Here is an 18,066-nt window from a genome sequence, read left to right on the forward strand (position 1 = left end):
GTCGTCGAAATCGGTATTTTTGAAATCAAACTCCGGCCATATCTTGCGGATTCGTGCCTTGGACGGACCGGTCCATTCGGCCTCCGGATCCGATAAGATGATAGAACTATAGGGATTCGCTCCCATCTCAGAATTGAAAGCCGCAATAGCGGATTCGAGTTGGGTAAATTCGGCCAACACCTCCTTGTTACCCACATTTATAAAGATCCCCGAAACCACAGGAAACAGCAATGCAGCCAACACGCTAATGATCACGATCACAATCAGTAATTCCAGAAGCGTGAAGGCGGTGCGATGTTGGTGACCGGTCTTTGTCTGAGTTCTCATAACGGAATTCCATTTGTGCGGTAGTTCAGTTCTGCGTGGTTGCGGCTTGCGCTGAACCACGCGTTCAATCTGACACCCGACGGGTGAACTTCGACAGCTTCCATTTGGGGGATTACGACAGGCTGTTAAGCAGTTGAACCAGCGGTAGAAACAAGGCGATCACAATGAATCCAACAATCAGCCCCAACACCACCACCATGATCGGTTCCAGCAGACTCACCAGGCCTTCCACACGGACTTCTACCTCTTCGTCGTACACATCGGCGACCTTGTACAGCATGTCGTCCAGGGCCCCCGTTTCTTCTCCGACATCCACCATGTTGACCACCAGGTCGTCAACAATTTTTGCTTCTTTCAACGGGACCGCGATGGTTTCCCCCTCGCGAATGGCCGTGTAAATGTTGTCGAATGCCCGCACAAACACCGCATTTCCCGATGTATCGCGGGCGATGAGCAGGCCCTCCAGAATCGGAACACCTGAGGCAATCAATGTTCCAAGGGTTCGGGTCACGCGCGCAATCACCCCCATATGTAAAATTTTGCCAAGGAGCGGGAGGCGTAACGAGACCCAGTCAGCGACGAATGCCCCGGTCTTGTTCTTTTTCACAATCTTAATGAACAACCAAAACGCGATGGGTACGATGAAGATCATGTACCAGTACTTGGCGACAATGTCACTGCAGCTGATGAGCACCTGCGTCATTACGGGCAGGTCGAGATCAAAGCCTTCAAAAATCTCTTTGAACTTCGGAATGATGAACACCATGATGAATGACACGATTCCGACTGCCACGCTGATCACTGCCGCCGGATAAATCATGGCCCCAATAATCTTCCGCTTTAGCGACTGGGCCTTTTCCTGGAATTCAGCAAGTCGCTGCAGAATCACTTCCAGGGCACCGCCGGCTTCACCGGCTTTTACCATGTTGCAGTAGAGGTTGTTGAATGCCTTTGGCTGCTTTGTCATGGCCTCCGAAAGCGTTTGGCCGGATTCAATGTCTTCGATGACATCCATTAAGGCATTTTTCAATGCGCCCGGCCTGTTCTGACCTTCCAGAATTCTGAGACTTCGCAGTACCGGCAACCCGGCGTCCTGCAGTGTTGACAGCTGACGGGTGAACATTGTGAGCTGCTTGGATTTTACCCCGCCAATCGTGAACGCTTTTCTGCGGTTGTCTGTCTTCTGCTTCGCGGCCTCAGCCTTCTTTTTTCGCTCCTGTTCGCGAATCTTGGTAACGTAAAAGCCCTTTTCACGAATAATGGTCTGAGCTTCAGCTTCCGAAGGGGCATCAATGGTGTCTTTGACCTCAAGCCCTGTACTGTCCATCGCTTCATACTGGAACGTTGGCATACCATGTTCTCCAATCGGAGCTAACGGTCTGACGATCCACACTCTGCGGTTCAGGCTGAGTCATCGCAACTGAACATCGCAGAGTCCGCTAAAAGCGAGCAGACGCCGTTCCGCGAACAAATGTTGATCAAAACAACTCGTACCAATTACCCGCAGTCTATCGGGTCTCGTTCTTATCCTGCAACCGCGACTTGGATGTCCGAAATGTTGGTTTTTCAGCCGCCGGCTATCTCGTGTTATCACGATAGAGGTCTGTGTTCAGCCTGACTGAACGCGAAGCCGTCCAGAACTGAATTGCTGAATTCTCCATCATTCCACATCTTCCATTATGGTCTCGCGCACCACTTCATCGATTGTTGTCTTGCCATCAAAGATCAGTTTGAGACCGGCTTCACGCAGGGTGGTCATTCCCTGACTGCGGGCAACGTCTCGTATTTCATCAGCTGACTGTTCGGCTGCAATCGCGTCACGAATCTCGTCTGTGACTGTCAGTAATTCGTAAATCCCGATGCGACCCTTGTAGCCAGTGTTGTTGCAGCGGGCACAGCCTTTTCCATAGTAAAATTTGTATTTGCGAGCTGTATCCAGAGGCAGTTGCAGTTCCAGCAGCAGTTCATCTGATGGTTCAAATTCTGTACGACAATCCGTGCAAATGCGGCGGACAAGTCGTTGCGCCAGAATCGCTTCGACCGTCGCGGTGATCAGGAACGCAGGTACTCCCATATCGCGGAGTCGGGTGATCGCCGTGGGCGCATCATTCGTATGCAGTGTGCTGAAGACGAGGTGTCCTGTCAGGGCGCTCTGGACCGCGATTTCGCCGGTTTCGTAGTCGCGGATTTCGCCAACAAGAATCATATCCGGGTCGTGACGGAGAATCGCCCTCAGAACGTTAGCGAACGTTACGCCAACATCGGGATTCACCGGGACCTGCACAACACCTTCAATGTCGTACTCAATCGGGTCCTCACTCGTGATAATCTTGGTTTCAATGTCGTTCAGTTCGTTGATGGCCGAATACAGCGTGGTCGTCTTGCCACTGCCTGTGGGGCCGGTAACCAGCACAATTCCGTTGGGTGCTTTGATGATATTGCGGAAGCGTGTCAAAATTGACGGGTCCATACCGATCTTGTTCAGGTCCAGTGCGACCACGGTACGGTCCAGGATCCGCATTACGACCGCTTCTCCGAACAGCGTGGGCAGTACGCTGACTCTCAGGTCGACCTGGTTGCCTCCAACATTCAGTTCAATACGTCCGTCCTGGGGCAGTCGGCGTTCCGCGATGTCCAGGTCGGACATCACCTTCACACGTGACACGATGGCATTGGCAAGATGTCGTGGCGGTGGCACCATTTCGTACAGAACACCGTCGGCTCGTACACGAATTTTGAATTCGTCTTCAAAGGGTTCCAGATGAATATCACTGGCCTGGTCCCGAATGGCCAACAAAATGACCATGTTCAGCAGCTTCTTAATCGGTGCTGCATCTGAAAGTTCTTCCTCCGAGGCTAGATCGTATCCTCGAACACTTGACAGCTGATCTTCGTCAGTGGTCAGATCTCCGATGACGTCTTCAATTGTTTCTTCGCGGTCTGCGTAATAACGGGAGATGGCTTCTTCGACCGCTGTCTGACTGGAGACCGCTCCTCGAATTTCGTGTCCCAGAAAATTCCGCAGGTCGTCAAGGGTGGCGACATTCTGCGGATCCGCCATCGCCACTGTCAGCACATTGTCTATCAGAGAAATGGGCATGATCTTATAGATCTCTGCCATTGTCTCCGGAACGATTTCGAGCACGTTTGACGGAACGTTGGTTTCGCCGAGGTCAATGACCGGCATTCCCCACTGTTCCGCCAGTGCCTGAGTGACCTGATCCTGTGTCACATGCCCCATGCGGACCGCGACCTGTCCGATGATTTCACCGGGACTCTGTTTTTGTTCTTCCAGAACATCCCAAAGCTGGTCATCGGTGAGATAACCGAGGTCGATCAGGATCTGTCCGAGTTTGCGCTGGGCCATGTCTTGATTCGAAAACTGTTAGGGGTAAGCGAATGGCAGGTTACATACCGGATTCTAATATCCCGTTATAGGGACTGACACACAAACAGGGGACCAGAGTCCGCTGCCTGCCAGTTAACTTTTGTCGACCGTCAGGGGGAAAATACAGCACTCTGTTTTCATGACACGGAAACCTGTTTCCACTTCTAATCATCATATTCATCATCGTCATCATCTTCGTCGTCGTCAAATATTCCGCGTTTTGCCCGTTCGACGCGTACCCGGAGTTCGCCCGGGTTATTTGAACGGGTGATGACATCATGTTCGTCACACAATCCGTTCTTCCACAGGTTGAACAGGGAATCGTCCAGCAGGGTCATGCCGAATTTGCGTCCCGTTTGAATCGACGAATTGATGCGGAAGGTCTTGCCTTCACGAATCAGGTTGGCAATGGCACTGGTGACGACCAGCATTTCGTAAGCCGCAACCAGTCCTTTAGGTTTTCGAGGCAACAGGGCCTGGCTGAGAATACCAATGATAGCGTTGGCCAGCTGAGTTCGAACCTGTTCCTGCTGGTTGGTGGGGAACACATCGATAATTCGGTCTACCGTCCCCTGGGCACCGGTGGTGTGCAGAGTTCCAAAGACAACGTGTCCGGTTTCGGCAGCCGTAATTGCTGCTGAAATGGTCTCCAGATCTCGCATTTCTCCTACGAGGATGACATCCGGATCCATGCGGAGTGCTCGACGCAGCGCTTCCGGAAAACTGGGGACATCGACTCCCACTTCACGCTGGTTGATTGTCGATCTTTTATGATCGTGATAGTACTCAATCGGATCTTCCAGTGTGATAATGTGATGATCCGTGTTCTGATTGAGCCAGTTGATCATACTGGCCAGACTGGTTGTTTTCCCGGAGCCCGTTGGTCCGGTTACCAGGAACAGGCCCCGAGTACGCTGAATCAATTCTCGAACGACGGGCGGCAGGCCCAGTTGCTCAAAGGTTAGAAATTCACTGGGAATTCGCCGCAGGACCATCGCGATCATACCGCGTTGCTTGAATACGGAGACGCGGAATCTTGCCTGATCCCCGTAAGCGAACCCGAAGTCCGTCCCTCCAACTTCCTGCAACTCCTGCTGATTTCGCTCAGGAGTGATGCTCTTCATCAGCGAAGTTGTGTCTTCTTTAGTGAGGGTCTTGGTTTCCAGCTGAACCAGTCGACCACTCGAACGCACTACCGGCGGCTGACCGACAGTGATATGCAGGTCACTGAGGTCTTCGCGACAGACAGTTTCAAGAAGCTTGTCAATTTGAATCTGACGAGCCATTACGAGAATTCCTGTTGAAATTCATTTAGTACAATACGACTGGTTTGGCCTCTGCCGACGCTGCTGACTCGTCCTGGATAAGCCCGTGTGATTTCTTCCACCCCATTGTCAGTTTCTGGTTTTGCGAGGTTGCCGTCGGATGTTGTGTAATCAAACACTCGGATGGAAGCCGCCGGCATGTAAACTACTACTCTGACTTACAGGCTTTCTTCAAAGCGGATATGGCTATTGTGCTTAGACAGGAGATCCGCTCGACGAGGTCAGCGAAATGACGCACTCCTGATCTGCTCAGTGTCCCCCCATTGTTAGTTTGCGGACTTCGGAAAGTGTAGTCACCCCCTGTGCTGCCTTGTCTTTGGCGTCGTCTGCCAGAGTTCTCATCCCAAACAATCGAGCCTGTCGGCGGATGTTTTGAGACGGTTCACTGTTAAATGCCATTTCACGAAGTGTTGAATTCATCGTCATCAATTCAAAGACAGCACGACGTCCACGATAACCGGTGTGCTGACATGCCGAACAGCCACGGCCCCGAACCCAGTTTCCGTCTTCCAGTTCGTCAGGTGTCATTCCGAAAAAGTCAACTTCCTCAGGCGTTGGCTGATACGGCTCGCGGCATTTCTCGCAGGTTACCTTGACAAGACGCTGAGCCAGTACCGCCATCAGCGAACAGGCGACCAGAAAAGGCTGGACCCCCATGTCGATTAGACGTGTAACGGCGCCGGGCGCATCGTTCGTGTGAAGTGTGCTGAAAACCAGGTGTCCAGTCAAGGACGCTTGGATTGCCATTTCTCCGGTCTCTGTGTCGCGGATTTCACCCACCAGGATGACGTTGGGTGCCTGCCTGAGCATGGCCTTAATGATCTTGCCGAAATCGAGCCCAATGCTGTGCTTCACTTCCACCTGATTGATACCGGCGAGGTAGTACTCAACGGGATCCTCTGCAGTAATAATCTTGCGGTCGGGCCGGTTCAGTTCACCCAAAGCACTGTAAAGTGTGGTCGTTTTTCCTGATCCCGTGGGACCGGTTACCAGGAAAATGCCGTTCGGCCTGCGAATGATGTTCTGAAACGTGCGGTAGTTGTCTTCTCCAAATCCCAGATTCCGGATGCCGATTTTAATATTGTCGCGGTCGAGGATTCTCATCACGATCGCCTGCCCGTGATTGGTGGGCAAGATACTGACTCTCAGATCGAATTCCTTGTTGCCCAGACGGTGTTTGATGCGTCCGTCCTGCGGACGCCGTTTTTCAGAAATGTCCATGTTAGCCATGATCTTGAAACGAGAAACCAACGCCGCCAGAAGGCGTTTGGGTGGGCTGTCTCGTTCAATCAGTGCACCATCGATGCGATAACGAATTCGAATCCGGTCGTCGAACGGTTCCACGTGGATATCGCTGGCCCTCATTTGCATGGCTTCTGCCACGATCAAATTCGCCAGGCGAATGATGGGCGCGCCGTCATCTTCTTCGCCCTCCATCGCCCGAGTGGCTTCCACTTCCGTGAAATCGATCTCTGTTTCAGTGAAGTCAGAAATCATGGTGTCAACAGATTCTGTCTCTGTCTGACCGTAGTGACGGTTAATTGCCCCCTGAATAGATTCCATGGGAGCCATGACGATCTTTAACTCCCGGTTCAGCATAAATCTGAGTTTGTCCAGCACATCAATATTGTTCGGATTGTGCATGGCGATGACGACGGCGGCACCATCTACCTCGACGGGGATGACAATGTTTTCACGAGCCAGCGACTCCGTCACCATTTCAATGACACTATTGGGGATCTGTCTTCCTTCCAGATCGACGAATTCGTGACCGAAGTGATCTGCCTGAACTCTTGCCAGGTCATTTCCCTGGATATATCCCAGCCGAACCAGCGCATCTTCCACCGTGAGTCCCACGTTGGCCGCCATGCTGCGGGCTTCCTCCAGTTGAGAGTCACCAACTGTGCCGTCTTCCACAAATCGTTGCAGCCAGTCAGACATGTATTGCTCCACTTAACCCGGCCGACGCTAATGAAAAAATCACCATGCGCTGCGGAAACTGTTCAAGGGGGATTCGAAATTCAAAGGATCAGCTACTGAAGTCTGGCTGATCGGTCTGCTGTTGCGTGTCTGATTTCCTCGGTGAACTTACGTCAGTCGTGTTCACATTCCAGTCGCCGATGATGTTCGCCTGTACGAAACACCCTCAATCCCTGCAATTAGAAGGGTTTAACTCCGGAGACTCAAGAGACTGTGTTGTTGATTACCAGGGCCGGTGCATATCCTTTCGTTAATACTAAGTTGCCCAGATATCGTGTTTTGCCTGTTCGGGCGTTCGTGATGTCGTATGAAACTGACCGGAACACTGTCGTGATAATTTTCAGAAAAGTCGCGAAGTGATGCCGGTGAGCAGGATCCTGGCTTCTAACAGTTGCTTCCAAACAGACACATCGAACTTAGGCATTTGATGGCTCAGTCGATTTCGCGATGCTGTGTGCCGGAAGTACTGGTCGCAGGTGTTCAATTTCCGACTTCAGGCTACCCATCACAGGGGAGAGTACGTGTCCTTCACGGACTGTGCGTCTGAGGCCTCAATCGACAAAAAACGCCCGAATGCTGGAAGCATTCGGGCGTTTTATTCTGACAGTCTGGAAATACTGGAAATAACCGTATCAGGCTGAAAAACCTGGCCGACTGGGACGGGTCTTTAAGGCATTAGCCTGGTCGTCACCAATGAATTCTTCAGTATCAGGGTCAAATGTCAGTTCACGTCCGAGCATCAGAGCAATATTGCACATATGGCAGGATGTCATGGTTCGGTGATGTGTATGCACATCAGACACTGGATCTGTGCGACTTTCGATACTGTCGAAAAAATTCTGCATGTGGCGTGTTGGTTCTCCACCATAGAGATCGGCCACCACGTCGTTGAGTTTCCGGTGGTCAGCTTCGGTTAATTGTTCAACCGGTCTGCCGACCATCTTCCCACGATTCACGAAGAAGCGACCTTCACTACCTTCAAACAGGATCCCGTTGCCTTCCTTGATCCTGCCGTCTTCAGAGACGTATTTGTCATTGACGGTCATCCTTGTGCCATTGGCAAAATCAAGTTCGATATTGAAATTCATGGCCGTGTTGAACACGTTTGGTAATGTTATTTCGCCCTCAAACCAACGATTGAAATCAAAGTTTTCAGGCACGCTGGAGGGAAAGTTTCCGGTTCCTTTGATTTTGACGGCCCCGGTGTTTTCATTTCCCAGTGCCCAATGTGCGATATCAATGTGATGGGCCCCCCAGTCGGTCATCTTGCCGCCAGAGTATTCAAAGAACCAGCGGAACCTTTTGCGACGCTCTTCCATGTAAAGTGCTTCGGGAGCCGGACCGAGCCACATGTTCCAGTCGAGCCCTTCCGGCGGTTCGGTGGCTTCAAAAGGACCACCCTCGGGTGCACCGCCGATTGCAATATGAGCCGTCACGTTATTGCCAATGTAGCCTTCACGAACCATGGCAATAGCTTGTAGGAATTTTTGATCGTATTCAGAGCGTTGTTGAGTTCCTACCTGGAACACGCAGCCGGTTTCTTTGGCGATGCGGCTGACCCGCTGGCCTTCTTCAATCGTCAGTGTGAGCGGTTTTTCACAATAGACATCTGCGCCGGCACGCATTGCCGCAATGGCAATAGGAACATGCCAGTGGTCGGGAGTTCCGATTGTTACGATATCCGGACTCGTCTTTTCAAGCATGTCCCGGTAGTCGGTGAACATGTACAGCTGGTTATCAAATTTCGCATTGAATTCTTGGTTATGTGGCTGGTCAACGTCACAGACTGCTATCGTTTGTCCCAGTTTTGAAGCCTGCATTGCTATACTGCCGCCTCGGTTGTAGCGACCGCGACTTCCCCCCACGCCGACTGAAGCGACTGTTTTGCGGTCGTTGGCTTCCTGACGCGCTCCCTGTGCTTTCTGCCAAAAGAGCGGCAGGGACATGGCTGTCCCTGCGGCGGTGGATTGTTTGAGGAACTGGCGACGTGTGTTGGACATGTGGATTTTCCGTGTGGAAGGAACGATGTGGCTGATGTTGGTCTGTTCAGGCTGCTGACCCTATGGGGCATGTGGATGAAACGCACAGGGCGCCGTCCTGGACAGTAGGTTAACGAATTAACATTACAAGTTTAACGGAACTCTGTCAGGGCTTCGACAGGACTGAATCGTTTACAGCTTAATAGTACAACGAATGCTGCACTCCGTGGCAAGCAGATGTTTGCGTCTAAGGCAATGGTCCGGCCGGTTGGGCGTCCCTTGTGTGTTTCCCCGCGCCTGTGACCTGGTATCTCCAGTTGTTGTGAATTGAGACCCGGTTGACGCAGGTTTGTCCCCCGAATATCAACGCCGGCAGCTGACTGTTCCACCGTAGAACGCTGAGGATCACTGGAAACATCAGTTTAATGGTGTCAGGTTTCGGTCTCTTTACGGAATAAATGACGTGTGTTCGTCAATGGAAAGACAGAACTCTGCGATCAGTCGGGCCGCATTCCGAAGATCCGACTCGTCGACAACTTCAACCGGGCTGTGCATGTAGCGGTTGGGAATTGTGACCAGCCCGGTGGCACAGCCTCCTCGGCTGATCTGAATCGCGGCCGCATCATTGCTGGCTGGTCGGGCCAGTGCATTTATCTGAACCTGGATTTCGTTCTTCTCTGCACACGAGGTGAGTAGTTCCACCACACGCGGATTGGCGTTTGCTCCGCGGACAATCACCGGACCTCCACCCAGAACGATTCTGCCAAATTCATTCTGGTCGATACCCGGGCAGTCAGTCGCATGTGTCACATCCACAGCAATCGCGACGTGTGGGTTAATGTTGTAGGCACTGGTGGTGGCACCCCGTAAACCAATTTCTTCCTGAACAGATGATACTGCAGTGACAGACGCTGCCGGACTTGCTTCCTGGATCATTCTAAGTGCTGTGAAAATAACCCAGAGCCCGGTTCGGTCATCCATTGCGACTCCGGACAGCCGACCATTTTGCAATTCACGAAGACTCGGTTCCGGCGTGGCCGAATCACCGACGCGGACAAGCTGTCCTGCTTCCTCGGCGGTGGAAACACCAATATCGACCCACAATTCGCTGATTGTGGGAACCGTTTTTCTTTCGGCCTCTTTAAGCAGATGGATAGGTTTTCGGGCTATGACACCCGGAATGGAACCATGCTGCGTATGAATCAGCATCCTCTGGCCCAGTAAAATCTGCATATCCCAGCCACCAACAGCATTCACTCGAAGAAATCCTTTGTCATCGATATGTCGAACGATGAGACCGATTTGATCGCAGTGGGCGTCCAGCAGGATTCTGGGGGAGGCCGTTTCATTAACGGTGCACAGTACGTTCCCGTGGACGTCGGTCCTTGTTTCATCTGCAAAAGGAGACGCAAATGTTCGGACGACATCCTGCACCTCCTGTTCGAATCCGGATGTTCCCGGGGTAGCCAGCAGGTCTTTCAGAAACTGATCCGGCATCATTTCCTCCTGTTCACTGATCGACGAGCGGATATTCGTACAAGCCCAATTGTTTCTCAGGTTCCATTGTTCCGTGCCGGCGACCACATGGCAAATGTTAAGAACCTGTGTCGATGCAGGTCCGCTTCGTTGAACCGCGGACTTAGATGTCTCACCAACACTCCGGGTGGAGTCATGAGTCCGGCAGCATGACTGTTCGTTGACCGTCGACGCACAGCCTTCCGGATGTGACCTGGCGAATTGCCTCAGGGTATGCGATCTGTTCCTGCTCAAACACCAGAGCAGCAAGTTGCTCTGGTGTTGCGTGATCCGGAATCGTGACGGAGCGTTGAACAATAATCGGTCCGTGGTCGTACTCGTTGTCTACAAAATGCACTGTGCAGCCGGATACCTGCACTCCGCGTTTTATGGCTGCCTGGTGGACTCGATTTCCGTAAAATCCTTGACCGCTGAATGCGGGGATCAATGAAGGATGAATATTGAGAACTCGCAGTGCAAAATCATCGGGGATTTTTAAAAGGCACAGAAATCCGGCCATCACGACCAGGTCGACAGACTGTTCTCTCATTCGATCAAAGACGGCATCACTGAACGATTCCACGGAATCAAAACGGCTACGCTGAAGGGTTTGGCAGACAAGTCCGGCCGTTCGGGCGCGATCGATTCCGATACAGTCCGACCGGCTGGCTAAAACCACAGGGATTTCTGCTGACAGGCTGCCGTCCTGAATTCTGTCTGCGAGATTGAGCATGGTCCGGCCGCCGCCGCTGATGAGAGTACCCAGGCGGACCGGCCGGTCGGTGATTTCAGGAAGTCGTTTCAAGTGAAAGTCCCGAGTTGTGCCGGTTTCAGAGACCATGTCGGAGTGATGTGACCTCAGTTTGCCGTTTTTTGTTCACGGTACACAGACAACAACGGAGTCCCGGCATGTGGAAACAAGGTCACTGGCAAACCGGGGCAGGGCAGCGGGATTGTCGGGAAATCGAGCCGCTGATTCCGGATGTCATACATCATAACCGGATGTGTACCGGGAAACCCGGGGAGCGTAACGACCTTCCTGTATGGATTCAAACTCCGGCCGGTCAGTAATACGATCCATCAGATTCCTTCTTTCACGGCGGTCTCGCTGCGCCCGTCCCCACAGGATCATGATGGTCAGAATGCTTACGAAACAAATCAGCAGCACGGATGTCCGGTCGGGGGCACGAGACTGTACTGCAGCTGCTCGTTGGGCCAGCCGTGAACCGGTTACCAGATCCCCTGATTTATGAAGTGCTGAAAGATGGCTGTCGCTGGGAGACCATTCAATTCTGTCAGCCAGGATCAGTGGAGCCACGCGTCGCGATTCCTGATCACGATAGACATACTGTCTGAATACGCAGCCTGTTACGCTGACCTGATCGATCAGGTCAGCATCTGTCGGGAATTCCTCAGGCAGCCCCGGGACGACGACTACGGCGGGGTTGTTTTGGGAGTCACCCGTGAACAGCCACAGCTCGTTCAGCCTGCGACCGTGAAACGCCGGATGTTTTGCAGAATAGCTGACCACATGTCTGACATGTCCACGCAGTGTCACGAGTTGACCATGCCACACATCCGGATTCATGAACAGATCCACATATGTTTCAAACTGCTGAAGGTTGTTCATCGCCTGGTCGTAGTGTTTTCCCCGTTCGGTCAGCAGATAATTCAGACGCTTCAATTTGAACTGGTATGTTGCCTCACTGATGCCGGCGGCCTCTCGCTGCTGAATAAGAACGGACCTGTCGGACTCAAATTTTTCTCTGACGTCCACCAGGAGATCTGTGAGTCGTGATTTGAGAAAAGTCTCTGCGGTCTGTTGTGGACTTTCGAGTGAAAATGCGTCCCAAAAACGTTTGCCCTGCTCGGTTCGAAATTGCCCGATTGTTTCCAGTGTGCTGAGTGTTTCGTAATACAGCCACGATTCTTCAGCGGTCAGCGGCTGTTGTGAGAGTGTGTGGCGTCGAATCAATGCCGTCGGCGGGCGTGCATCAAGTTCGCGGACCGAGTCACAGTAAATCAACGGTCGGCGATTGTCCCACAGTTTAACAACCCAGCCCTTTACCAGCACGGGGAGTGCCTTTTTGTTTGAGGGCCACGGGCGGATACCGGCATTTTCTCCGCAGGTCTTTTCTACGCTCGTGGTATGTAGCCGGGCAATTGGCGCGGTGCCGCCGTGAAGCGGAAACAGGTTTCCAACTGACAGCACAAAATCCTCCGGCTGAGCCTGTTCCGAGGGAGCAGGCATGATCTCTTCTGCCGGACGCTGAAGAACCCCCTGAAGTACCACAGGCTTACCAACAAAGTCCTCCGGATGATTCTGGATGTCGGCCAGAACCGAGTAGTCAGCGTTCCGAGTTGCTGTTTCTTCGAGGAAAGTCTGATCATCCGTGTTTCGGAACGGGTCTTTCTTTGGGCCTGGGTTACGAATCTGAAGAGTTCCGTTTTCCCATGCTGTCCGACGTACATCGGCGAATCGGTAAAACGCCATTTCCCATTGACTTATGGCTGTCTTCGGATTTTCGTCTCTCATCGCCTGTCGACGACGAATCATTTCGTCGCTCAGGTCCTGCCAGATTCGTTGCTCTTCAGTATTCAGACCGGGTTCCCGGTGCTGAATGAGACCAGCGTTCCGGATGACCAGGTCAATGGGAGACGCGCGATAATGCGTCCAGTCAAAACGGAATTCGTCAGTCGTATCATTCTGAGCCGAAGCTCGAATACCAAAAAGAAGAACGCAGACAACCGTAATCAAAACTTCCAGTTGCTGCCTGAGGACAGACGGTTTAACCCGACGAGTTGCACGTATACCAATGTTGACGGGGCAGACCGTTGAGGAAAGAATCGTGTTTAACCTGAACCCGCAGCACATCATTTTAACTCCTTCTGCCAGTCTAGGCAGTTTCATTACGGAGAATCCAGCCCATCTGTACAAACATCCATGCCGGGGTCACGTTGACACTCTTACGGCGTTGCTCGATAATCGCCTGACGGCGGCCCCGTTGAAACGGTGACGCTCGTACCGTCGGTACGGCAGAATTGCATCGGATGTTCTTTAAATAGCAGTGCAGGAACAGCGGATACCGATTGCTGAAGGGGAACATGACAGTTGAAACTCAAACTTGATGTTTCCAGTTAATCCGGATGTTTTCTGCGAGCGGCATGATTCATTTCAGAGTGAGATGATGTCTTTTTTGTACTCAGGAACATTGAAATGTCAGAAAATCTCCTGGAATTTACCGACGCCAATTTCGAAGCAGACGTGCTGAAGTCATCAGAACCGGTGTTGGTTGACTTCTGGGCTCCTTGGTGTGGTCCCTGTCGCATGCTGACTCCCATAATTGAAGAGCTGTCTGAAGAATATGCAGGCAAAGTAAAGATTGGAAAAATCAACACGGATGACAACCAGCAAACCGCGGTGGAGTATGCTGTCACCTCGATCCCAACGGTCATCCTTTTTAAAGACGGTGAGATTGTTGATAAGGTGGTCGGAGCTCCCCCCAAGGCGCATTTCAATACCATGTTAAACGGGGCAATCGGCTGATTTTGCCGAACTTTCGTGATGGTTTGCTCGCGGAGTCAGTGATCGACTCCCTCGACCTCCTGTCGTTTTGGCTAATGATCAAATTGGGCTGCAGTCGGAAGACGTGTTTCCTCTATGATCACTGAGGCCGTGCAGAAGCGAGTGATTCCTGTATGCGGCTGTTGTCAGCCTGGGTCATTGTCATTACAGCCAATGTTTTGGGAAGGAGTCCCGAAACGTGTCAAATGATGATCAGTCGGTGCCCGATCAGAGTGCCGCGATTCCGCAAGGCGGATCAGATCTGCCCTGTGAACCGCTGTGCGCCGATTCTGTTCCGGCAGAAGATCCGATGCAATTGCTGATTCAGGCCAGCCAGGCCGCAGAATCTTTGCATGCTCGTTTTGCTGAGCTGCAGACTCGTCAGACCGAAATTACAGGTCAACAGAGTCAGCTGCAGGCGGACCGAACGGCTTTTGAAATCAGAGCCGGCGAATTTGCGAAACAGGTGGCCCGTGATCGGAGCGAACAACGGCAAATTCGAGCACAACTCGACGATGAGACCGTCCGACTTCAAAAATTGGCGCAAAGCCTGGAAGAGGGACGTGCGCATCTTGACAGTGCCGGTCAGGATCTGGAGGAGGAACGTGTTCAGCTGCGGCAAAAACTCAGTTCTGAACTGGAACCTGACCGTGACGAGCTCCGTACGCAGCGGAAAACTCTGAATGAACAGCGAGATGCTCTGGAAAGGCGCCAAACCGAACTGGAAGCGTCTTTCGAGGAGCGTGAGTCACAGGCTCAGCTTGAAATTGAACAGGAACGAGAATCCCTGCGTGACCGTGTCCGTGAAGAATTTAGTTCCGAATTTAGTCAGTTGCAGCGTGAACAGCAGGAATGGAATGAACGTTGCGAACTGGAGCGTGATCAGCTGAGTGAAGAAGCTGAAAATCTGCAGCAGCAGCGTGAACTGTTGGGTGAGCAGATTTCGCACGAGCAGTCACGACTGCGGGATGAATTAGAGAAACGTCGTCAGACCCTGCTCACGGAACAGACGAATCTCCAGCGTCGATATCGTTTCCAGTTTGAACATCTCGCCCGTGCCCGAAACGATTTTGATGAAGAAGTTCGGCAATTCCGTCGCGATCAGCAGAGCTTCAGGGCTGAACGTCATGGTTTTCTGGAACAGCATCGAATGCAGTTGGGGCAACTCAGCCGTATCAGAACGCTGCAGGACGAAAGAGAAGCATCACTTGGACGCGAACTGCGATTGATCGAACGCAGTCGAACGGCGTCAGAGATGGATATTCGACGGCAGCAACGGCAGATGCAGGAACATCGGGATGCTGTTAATCAGGAACTGGACGAACGGTCTCGGCAGGTCGTTCTTCAGGAGGAATCGATTTCGCGATCGACACAGCGTCATGCTGAGAAGACCAGGCAGCTCAGTCGACTGAGATCCGATCTTGATGCTCAGCAGCGCGATCTGCTGGAACTGCGAATCATTCTGGAAGAAGTCCAGGGGACTTTGCAGACAGAGGAGTCGGCAGCCGAAGTAACTGTCCGGCAAAGAAAGGCACGCGAATCGTTACAGGGATTTTTTGACGAATTACATCAGCGAATCCGTAAGGAACGTCAGGAAGTTGAATCTCAGATCACTCAGCTGAAAGAAGATCGCGCCGCATTTCGAATTGATCGAAAACAGCTGGAAGAATGGTTCGAACAGAATCAGGACGCTTTACTGTCGACTCCCGCGATTTCACCGTCGGAACCAGCGGCCGAACAGGTGCAGCTGAAGAAAGAACTTGATGAATTGCGGACTCAGCGTGAGAGGGAGTGCATCAGATCGGAAACGAAAATTCGATCTCTGCTGGATGAACTGGAAAGCCTTCGGCGAAGTGGATTCGACCGAAGGCCGTCTGTCGAATCACTTGAAGATCTGCAGCGCCCCGCAGCGTGACCGCGGTGTTCTCTGTTTTACGGGACGTTGCTTCTGAAGTGAGGTTTGAACGCTGCTGGAGTCTGGGGCAGCCGGATGACGTGTGGTCTGGTGTTTCTGGCACAGGTGTCAGGTCGCAGTTCGTTTTCTGGACGCCGTCATCAGTGTTGTCCTGATATCAGTGTTGTCCTGATCGGGCCCCCGCTCGTTCAGCTGATTCTAAGCCCGAATCAGAACGGCGCTGGCCTGCCCCATACGGGTGACACTTGTCTTAAGGAATACTCGATTACTGGTAGGCTGGTTTTGTTCACTCACCACATTTTGAGGCGACAGCGGGTCCGGATTTCCACAGTTCAGCGTGCGAATGATCTCACCGTCCTGCAGTGTAAGAAGTGATGCTGCCAGTTCTGTCAGGGAAGATCCGCTGGCCGCGCTGCCAATATAACTCTTTGGCGCTGTCACCGGCGTTATGTCTGCCCGATCACCGAGAACGTTACGTACGGCCTGAGCTTCAAATAGATCACGTTTTGGGTGCCCCGATGCCCCGAGGTTGACGTGACCGAGTTCATCGGGAGTCATTCCGGCGGCTCGGAGTGCCGAATCCACTGCCTGTTCAACCGCTCGCTGCTCATCCGGCTGGCCGTTCAGTGACTGGACGCAACTGTTTCCGCAGCTAAGCACTGTTCCCAGGAGATTAGCTCCACGTTTCTCAGCATGCGCACGAGACTCCAGAACCAGTGTACAGGACGCTTCAGCCACGACTTCACCGTTACGGGTCGCGTCCAGTGGTCGGCAACGGGATTCCGGAGGTCCTTCTGCCAGAACGTCCCACTTGTATGATTGCGCCGTTTTGACATTGTGGAGCCGTGTTCCCGTTACGCCGGTGAGCATAATGTCAGCCCGGCCCCGCCGGATGGCTCCCATCGCTTCGCCAATTGCCAGCCCGCCGGCGGCTTCGTCGTGCGTGATGGAATTATTTGGGCCGCGGGCATCCAGAGCGATCCCGATGTGACAGCCAGGCATGTTGGGCAGATAACACAAAAGCCAGAGAGGCTCCATTCCCCGAAGTCCCTCTGTGCCCCAGAGATCGTAATCGAAGTTCCCGGAGTCATTGAGACATTTGGTCACTCCGCCTGCCAGTACCTCCGGGGGAGTCGACATCAGGTTTGCCCCGAAAGACACTCCTGTGCGTTCCGGAGCATAGGAGCCTTTTTCCAATCCTGCATTTTCCATGGCCTGTAACGCTGCAGCCACGCCCAGCTGAATGTCCCGACACATCAGTTTGACGCTTTTCCGTAAAGGGCGCAGATGCTTCTTTCGGGCGGTTGCGTCAGAGAACCCTTCCACTTCACCGCACACGCAGTCGGGCGAACTGATATAGGAAAGTCGTTCCGTACGTCGAAAACCAGGTACACCCGCTGCGAGTCCGGCCTTGAATCGATCGGCTCCAGTGCCGATCGGTGAGAACATTCCCACTCCGGTTATCACAACGTCGTCAGAGCCACTTTGCGTCATGATGGGTTAATCCGCTGCCAGCGGCAGCACAAACTCTTTTCAGAAGGAACACTGTCATTCGACGGGGCGACCGAGGATCATGCTGTGCTGCTCGCCGTGTTTACAATAATACGCACCCGGTCGGTCAGTTTACCGAACTTCCGTCGGTTTCCGAATTGAACACCACATCCAATTCTGACATGTCGACGATGTCAAAATCAAAGGTATTCTCTCAGCATACAATCTTCATTGTGACCTCCGCAGTTAATCTGCTGTTCAGCAACACTCCCGCTATTGTCTTTTCTGTGCCGTATTCTGCCGTATTCTGCAGTATTCAATAGACGGTCAGCCTGACGGGCCGGGTTTGCCCTGTTGAAGTTAACCGAAAGAGAAACTATTCCGTCATCGAAGACTAAGTAAAGTGCAGGAGTTTGCATCCTTAACCGCAGGTGAATCATAGAGAAATGATTCGCCTGTGGAGAAAATTCTCCTGAAATCATTACTGGCTTTGCGGGCCGTGTGAACGAGAACGTGTCAAAGCAGGGAAACGGTAAAATTCGTGTCAACTCAGAGGTTCACGAGCACATGGGCAAAGTCTG

Annotated in this window: 12 protein-coding genes; 2 read left to right on the forward strand and 10 right to left on the reverse strand. The window is 52.5% G+C overall.

What is annotated here, in order from left to right; all coding sequences use genetic code 11:
* The 9 genes from MK110_14200 to MK110_14240 form a co-directional block, all read right to left on the reverse strand.
* A partial coding sequence (locus MK110_14200; GenBank protein ID MCH2212453.1) for a type II secretion system GspH family protein occupies positions 1-327 on the reverse strand: 327 nt, incomplete at its 3' end.
* A gap of 112 nt (positions 328-439) precedes the next feature.
* The gene (locus MK110_14205; GenBank protein ID MCH2212454.1) at positions 440-1,678 is read right to left on the reverse strand and encodes a type II secretion system F family protein; all 1,239 of its coding nucleotides are present in this window, start codon (positions 1,676-1,678) and stop codon (positions 440-442) included.
* Positions 1,679-1,987: 309 nt separating this feature from the next.
* Positions 1,988-3,694, reverse strand: coding sequence for a GspE/PulE family protein (locus MK110_14210; protein MCH2212455.1), 1,707 nt, complete (start codon positions 3,692-3,694; stop codon positions 1,988-1,990).
* A 185-nt stretch (positions 3,695-3,879) separates the two neighbouring features.
* Positions 3,880-5,001 carry a type IV pilus twitching motility protein PilT gene (locus tag MK110_14215; protein MCH2212456.1) on the reverse strand — a complete coding sequence of 374 codons (1,122 nt, stop codon included), beginning with the start codon at positions 4,999-5,001 and terminating at the stop codon, positions 3,880-3,882.
* Positions 5,002-5,289: 288 nt separating this feature from the next.
* A complete protein-coding gene (gene tadA, locus MK110_14220; GenBank protein ID MCH2212457.1) occupies positions 5,290-6,981 on the reverse strand; it encodes a Flp pilus assembly complex ATPase component TadA in 1,692 nt (563 codons plus the stop codon).
* Positions 6,982-7,652: 671 nt separating this feature from the next.
* Entirely contained in the window at positions 7,653-9,020 is a 1,368-nt protein-coding gene (locus MK110_14225) for a Gfo/Idh/MocA family oxidoreductase (protein ID MCH2212458.1), read from the reverse strand.
* Between the two features lie 426 nt (positions 9,021-9,446).
* Positions 9,447-10,496, reverse strand: a complete 1,050-nt coding sequence (locus MK110_14230) for a M42 family metallopeptidase (GenBank protein MCH2212459.1) — start codon at positions 10,494-10,496, stop codon at positions 9,447-9,449.
* 172 nt (positions 10,497-10,668) lie between these two features.
* Positions 10,669-11,319 (reverse strand): phosphoribosylglycinamide formyltransferase, encoded by a 651-nt coding sequence (purN, locus tag MK110_14235; protein MCH2212460.1) that lies wholly within the window; start codon positions 11,317-11,319, stop codon positions 10,669-10,671.
* A gap of 180 nt (positions 11,320-11,499) precedes the next feature.
* Complete coding sequence (locus tag MK110_14240; GenBank protein ID MCH2212461.1) at positions 11,500-13,425, reverse strand: hypothetical protein; 1,926 nt, start codon at positions 13,423-13,425, stop codon at positions 11,500-11,502.
* 306 nt (positions 13,426-13,731) lie between these two features.
* Between MK110_14240 and trxA the strand changes: the two genes are divergently transcribed.
* Positions 13,732-14,061, forward strand: a complete 330-nt coding sequence (trxA, locus tag MK110_14245; GenBank protein MCH2212462.1) for a thioredoxin — start codon at positions 13,732-13,734, stop codon at positions 14,059-14,061.
* 217 nt (positions 14,062-14,278) lie between these two features.
* Complete coding sequence (locus tag MK110_14250; protein ID MCH2212463.1) at positions 14,279-15,994, forward strand: hypothetical protein; 1,716 nt, start codon at positions 14,279-14,281, stop codon at positions 15,992-15,994.
* A gap of 198 nt (positions 15,995-16,192) precedes the next feature.
* Here MK110_14250 and MK110_14255 read toward each other — a convergent pair whose 3' ends face one another.
* Positions 16,193-17,443, reverse strand: a complete 1,251-nt coding sequence (locus tag MK110_14255; GenBank protein ID MCH2212464.1) for a beta-ketoacyl-[acyl-carrier-protein] synthase family protein — start codon at positions 17,441-17,443, stop codon at positions 16,193-16,195.
* Positions 17,444-18,066 lie beyond the last annotated feature (623 nt).

The sequence above is a fragment of the Fuerstiella sp. genome, assembly GCA_022447225.1.
GTDB lineage: Bacteria > Planctomycetota > Planctomycetia > Planctomycetales > Planctomycetaceae > S139-18.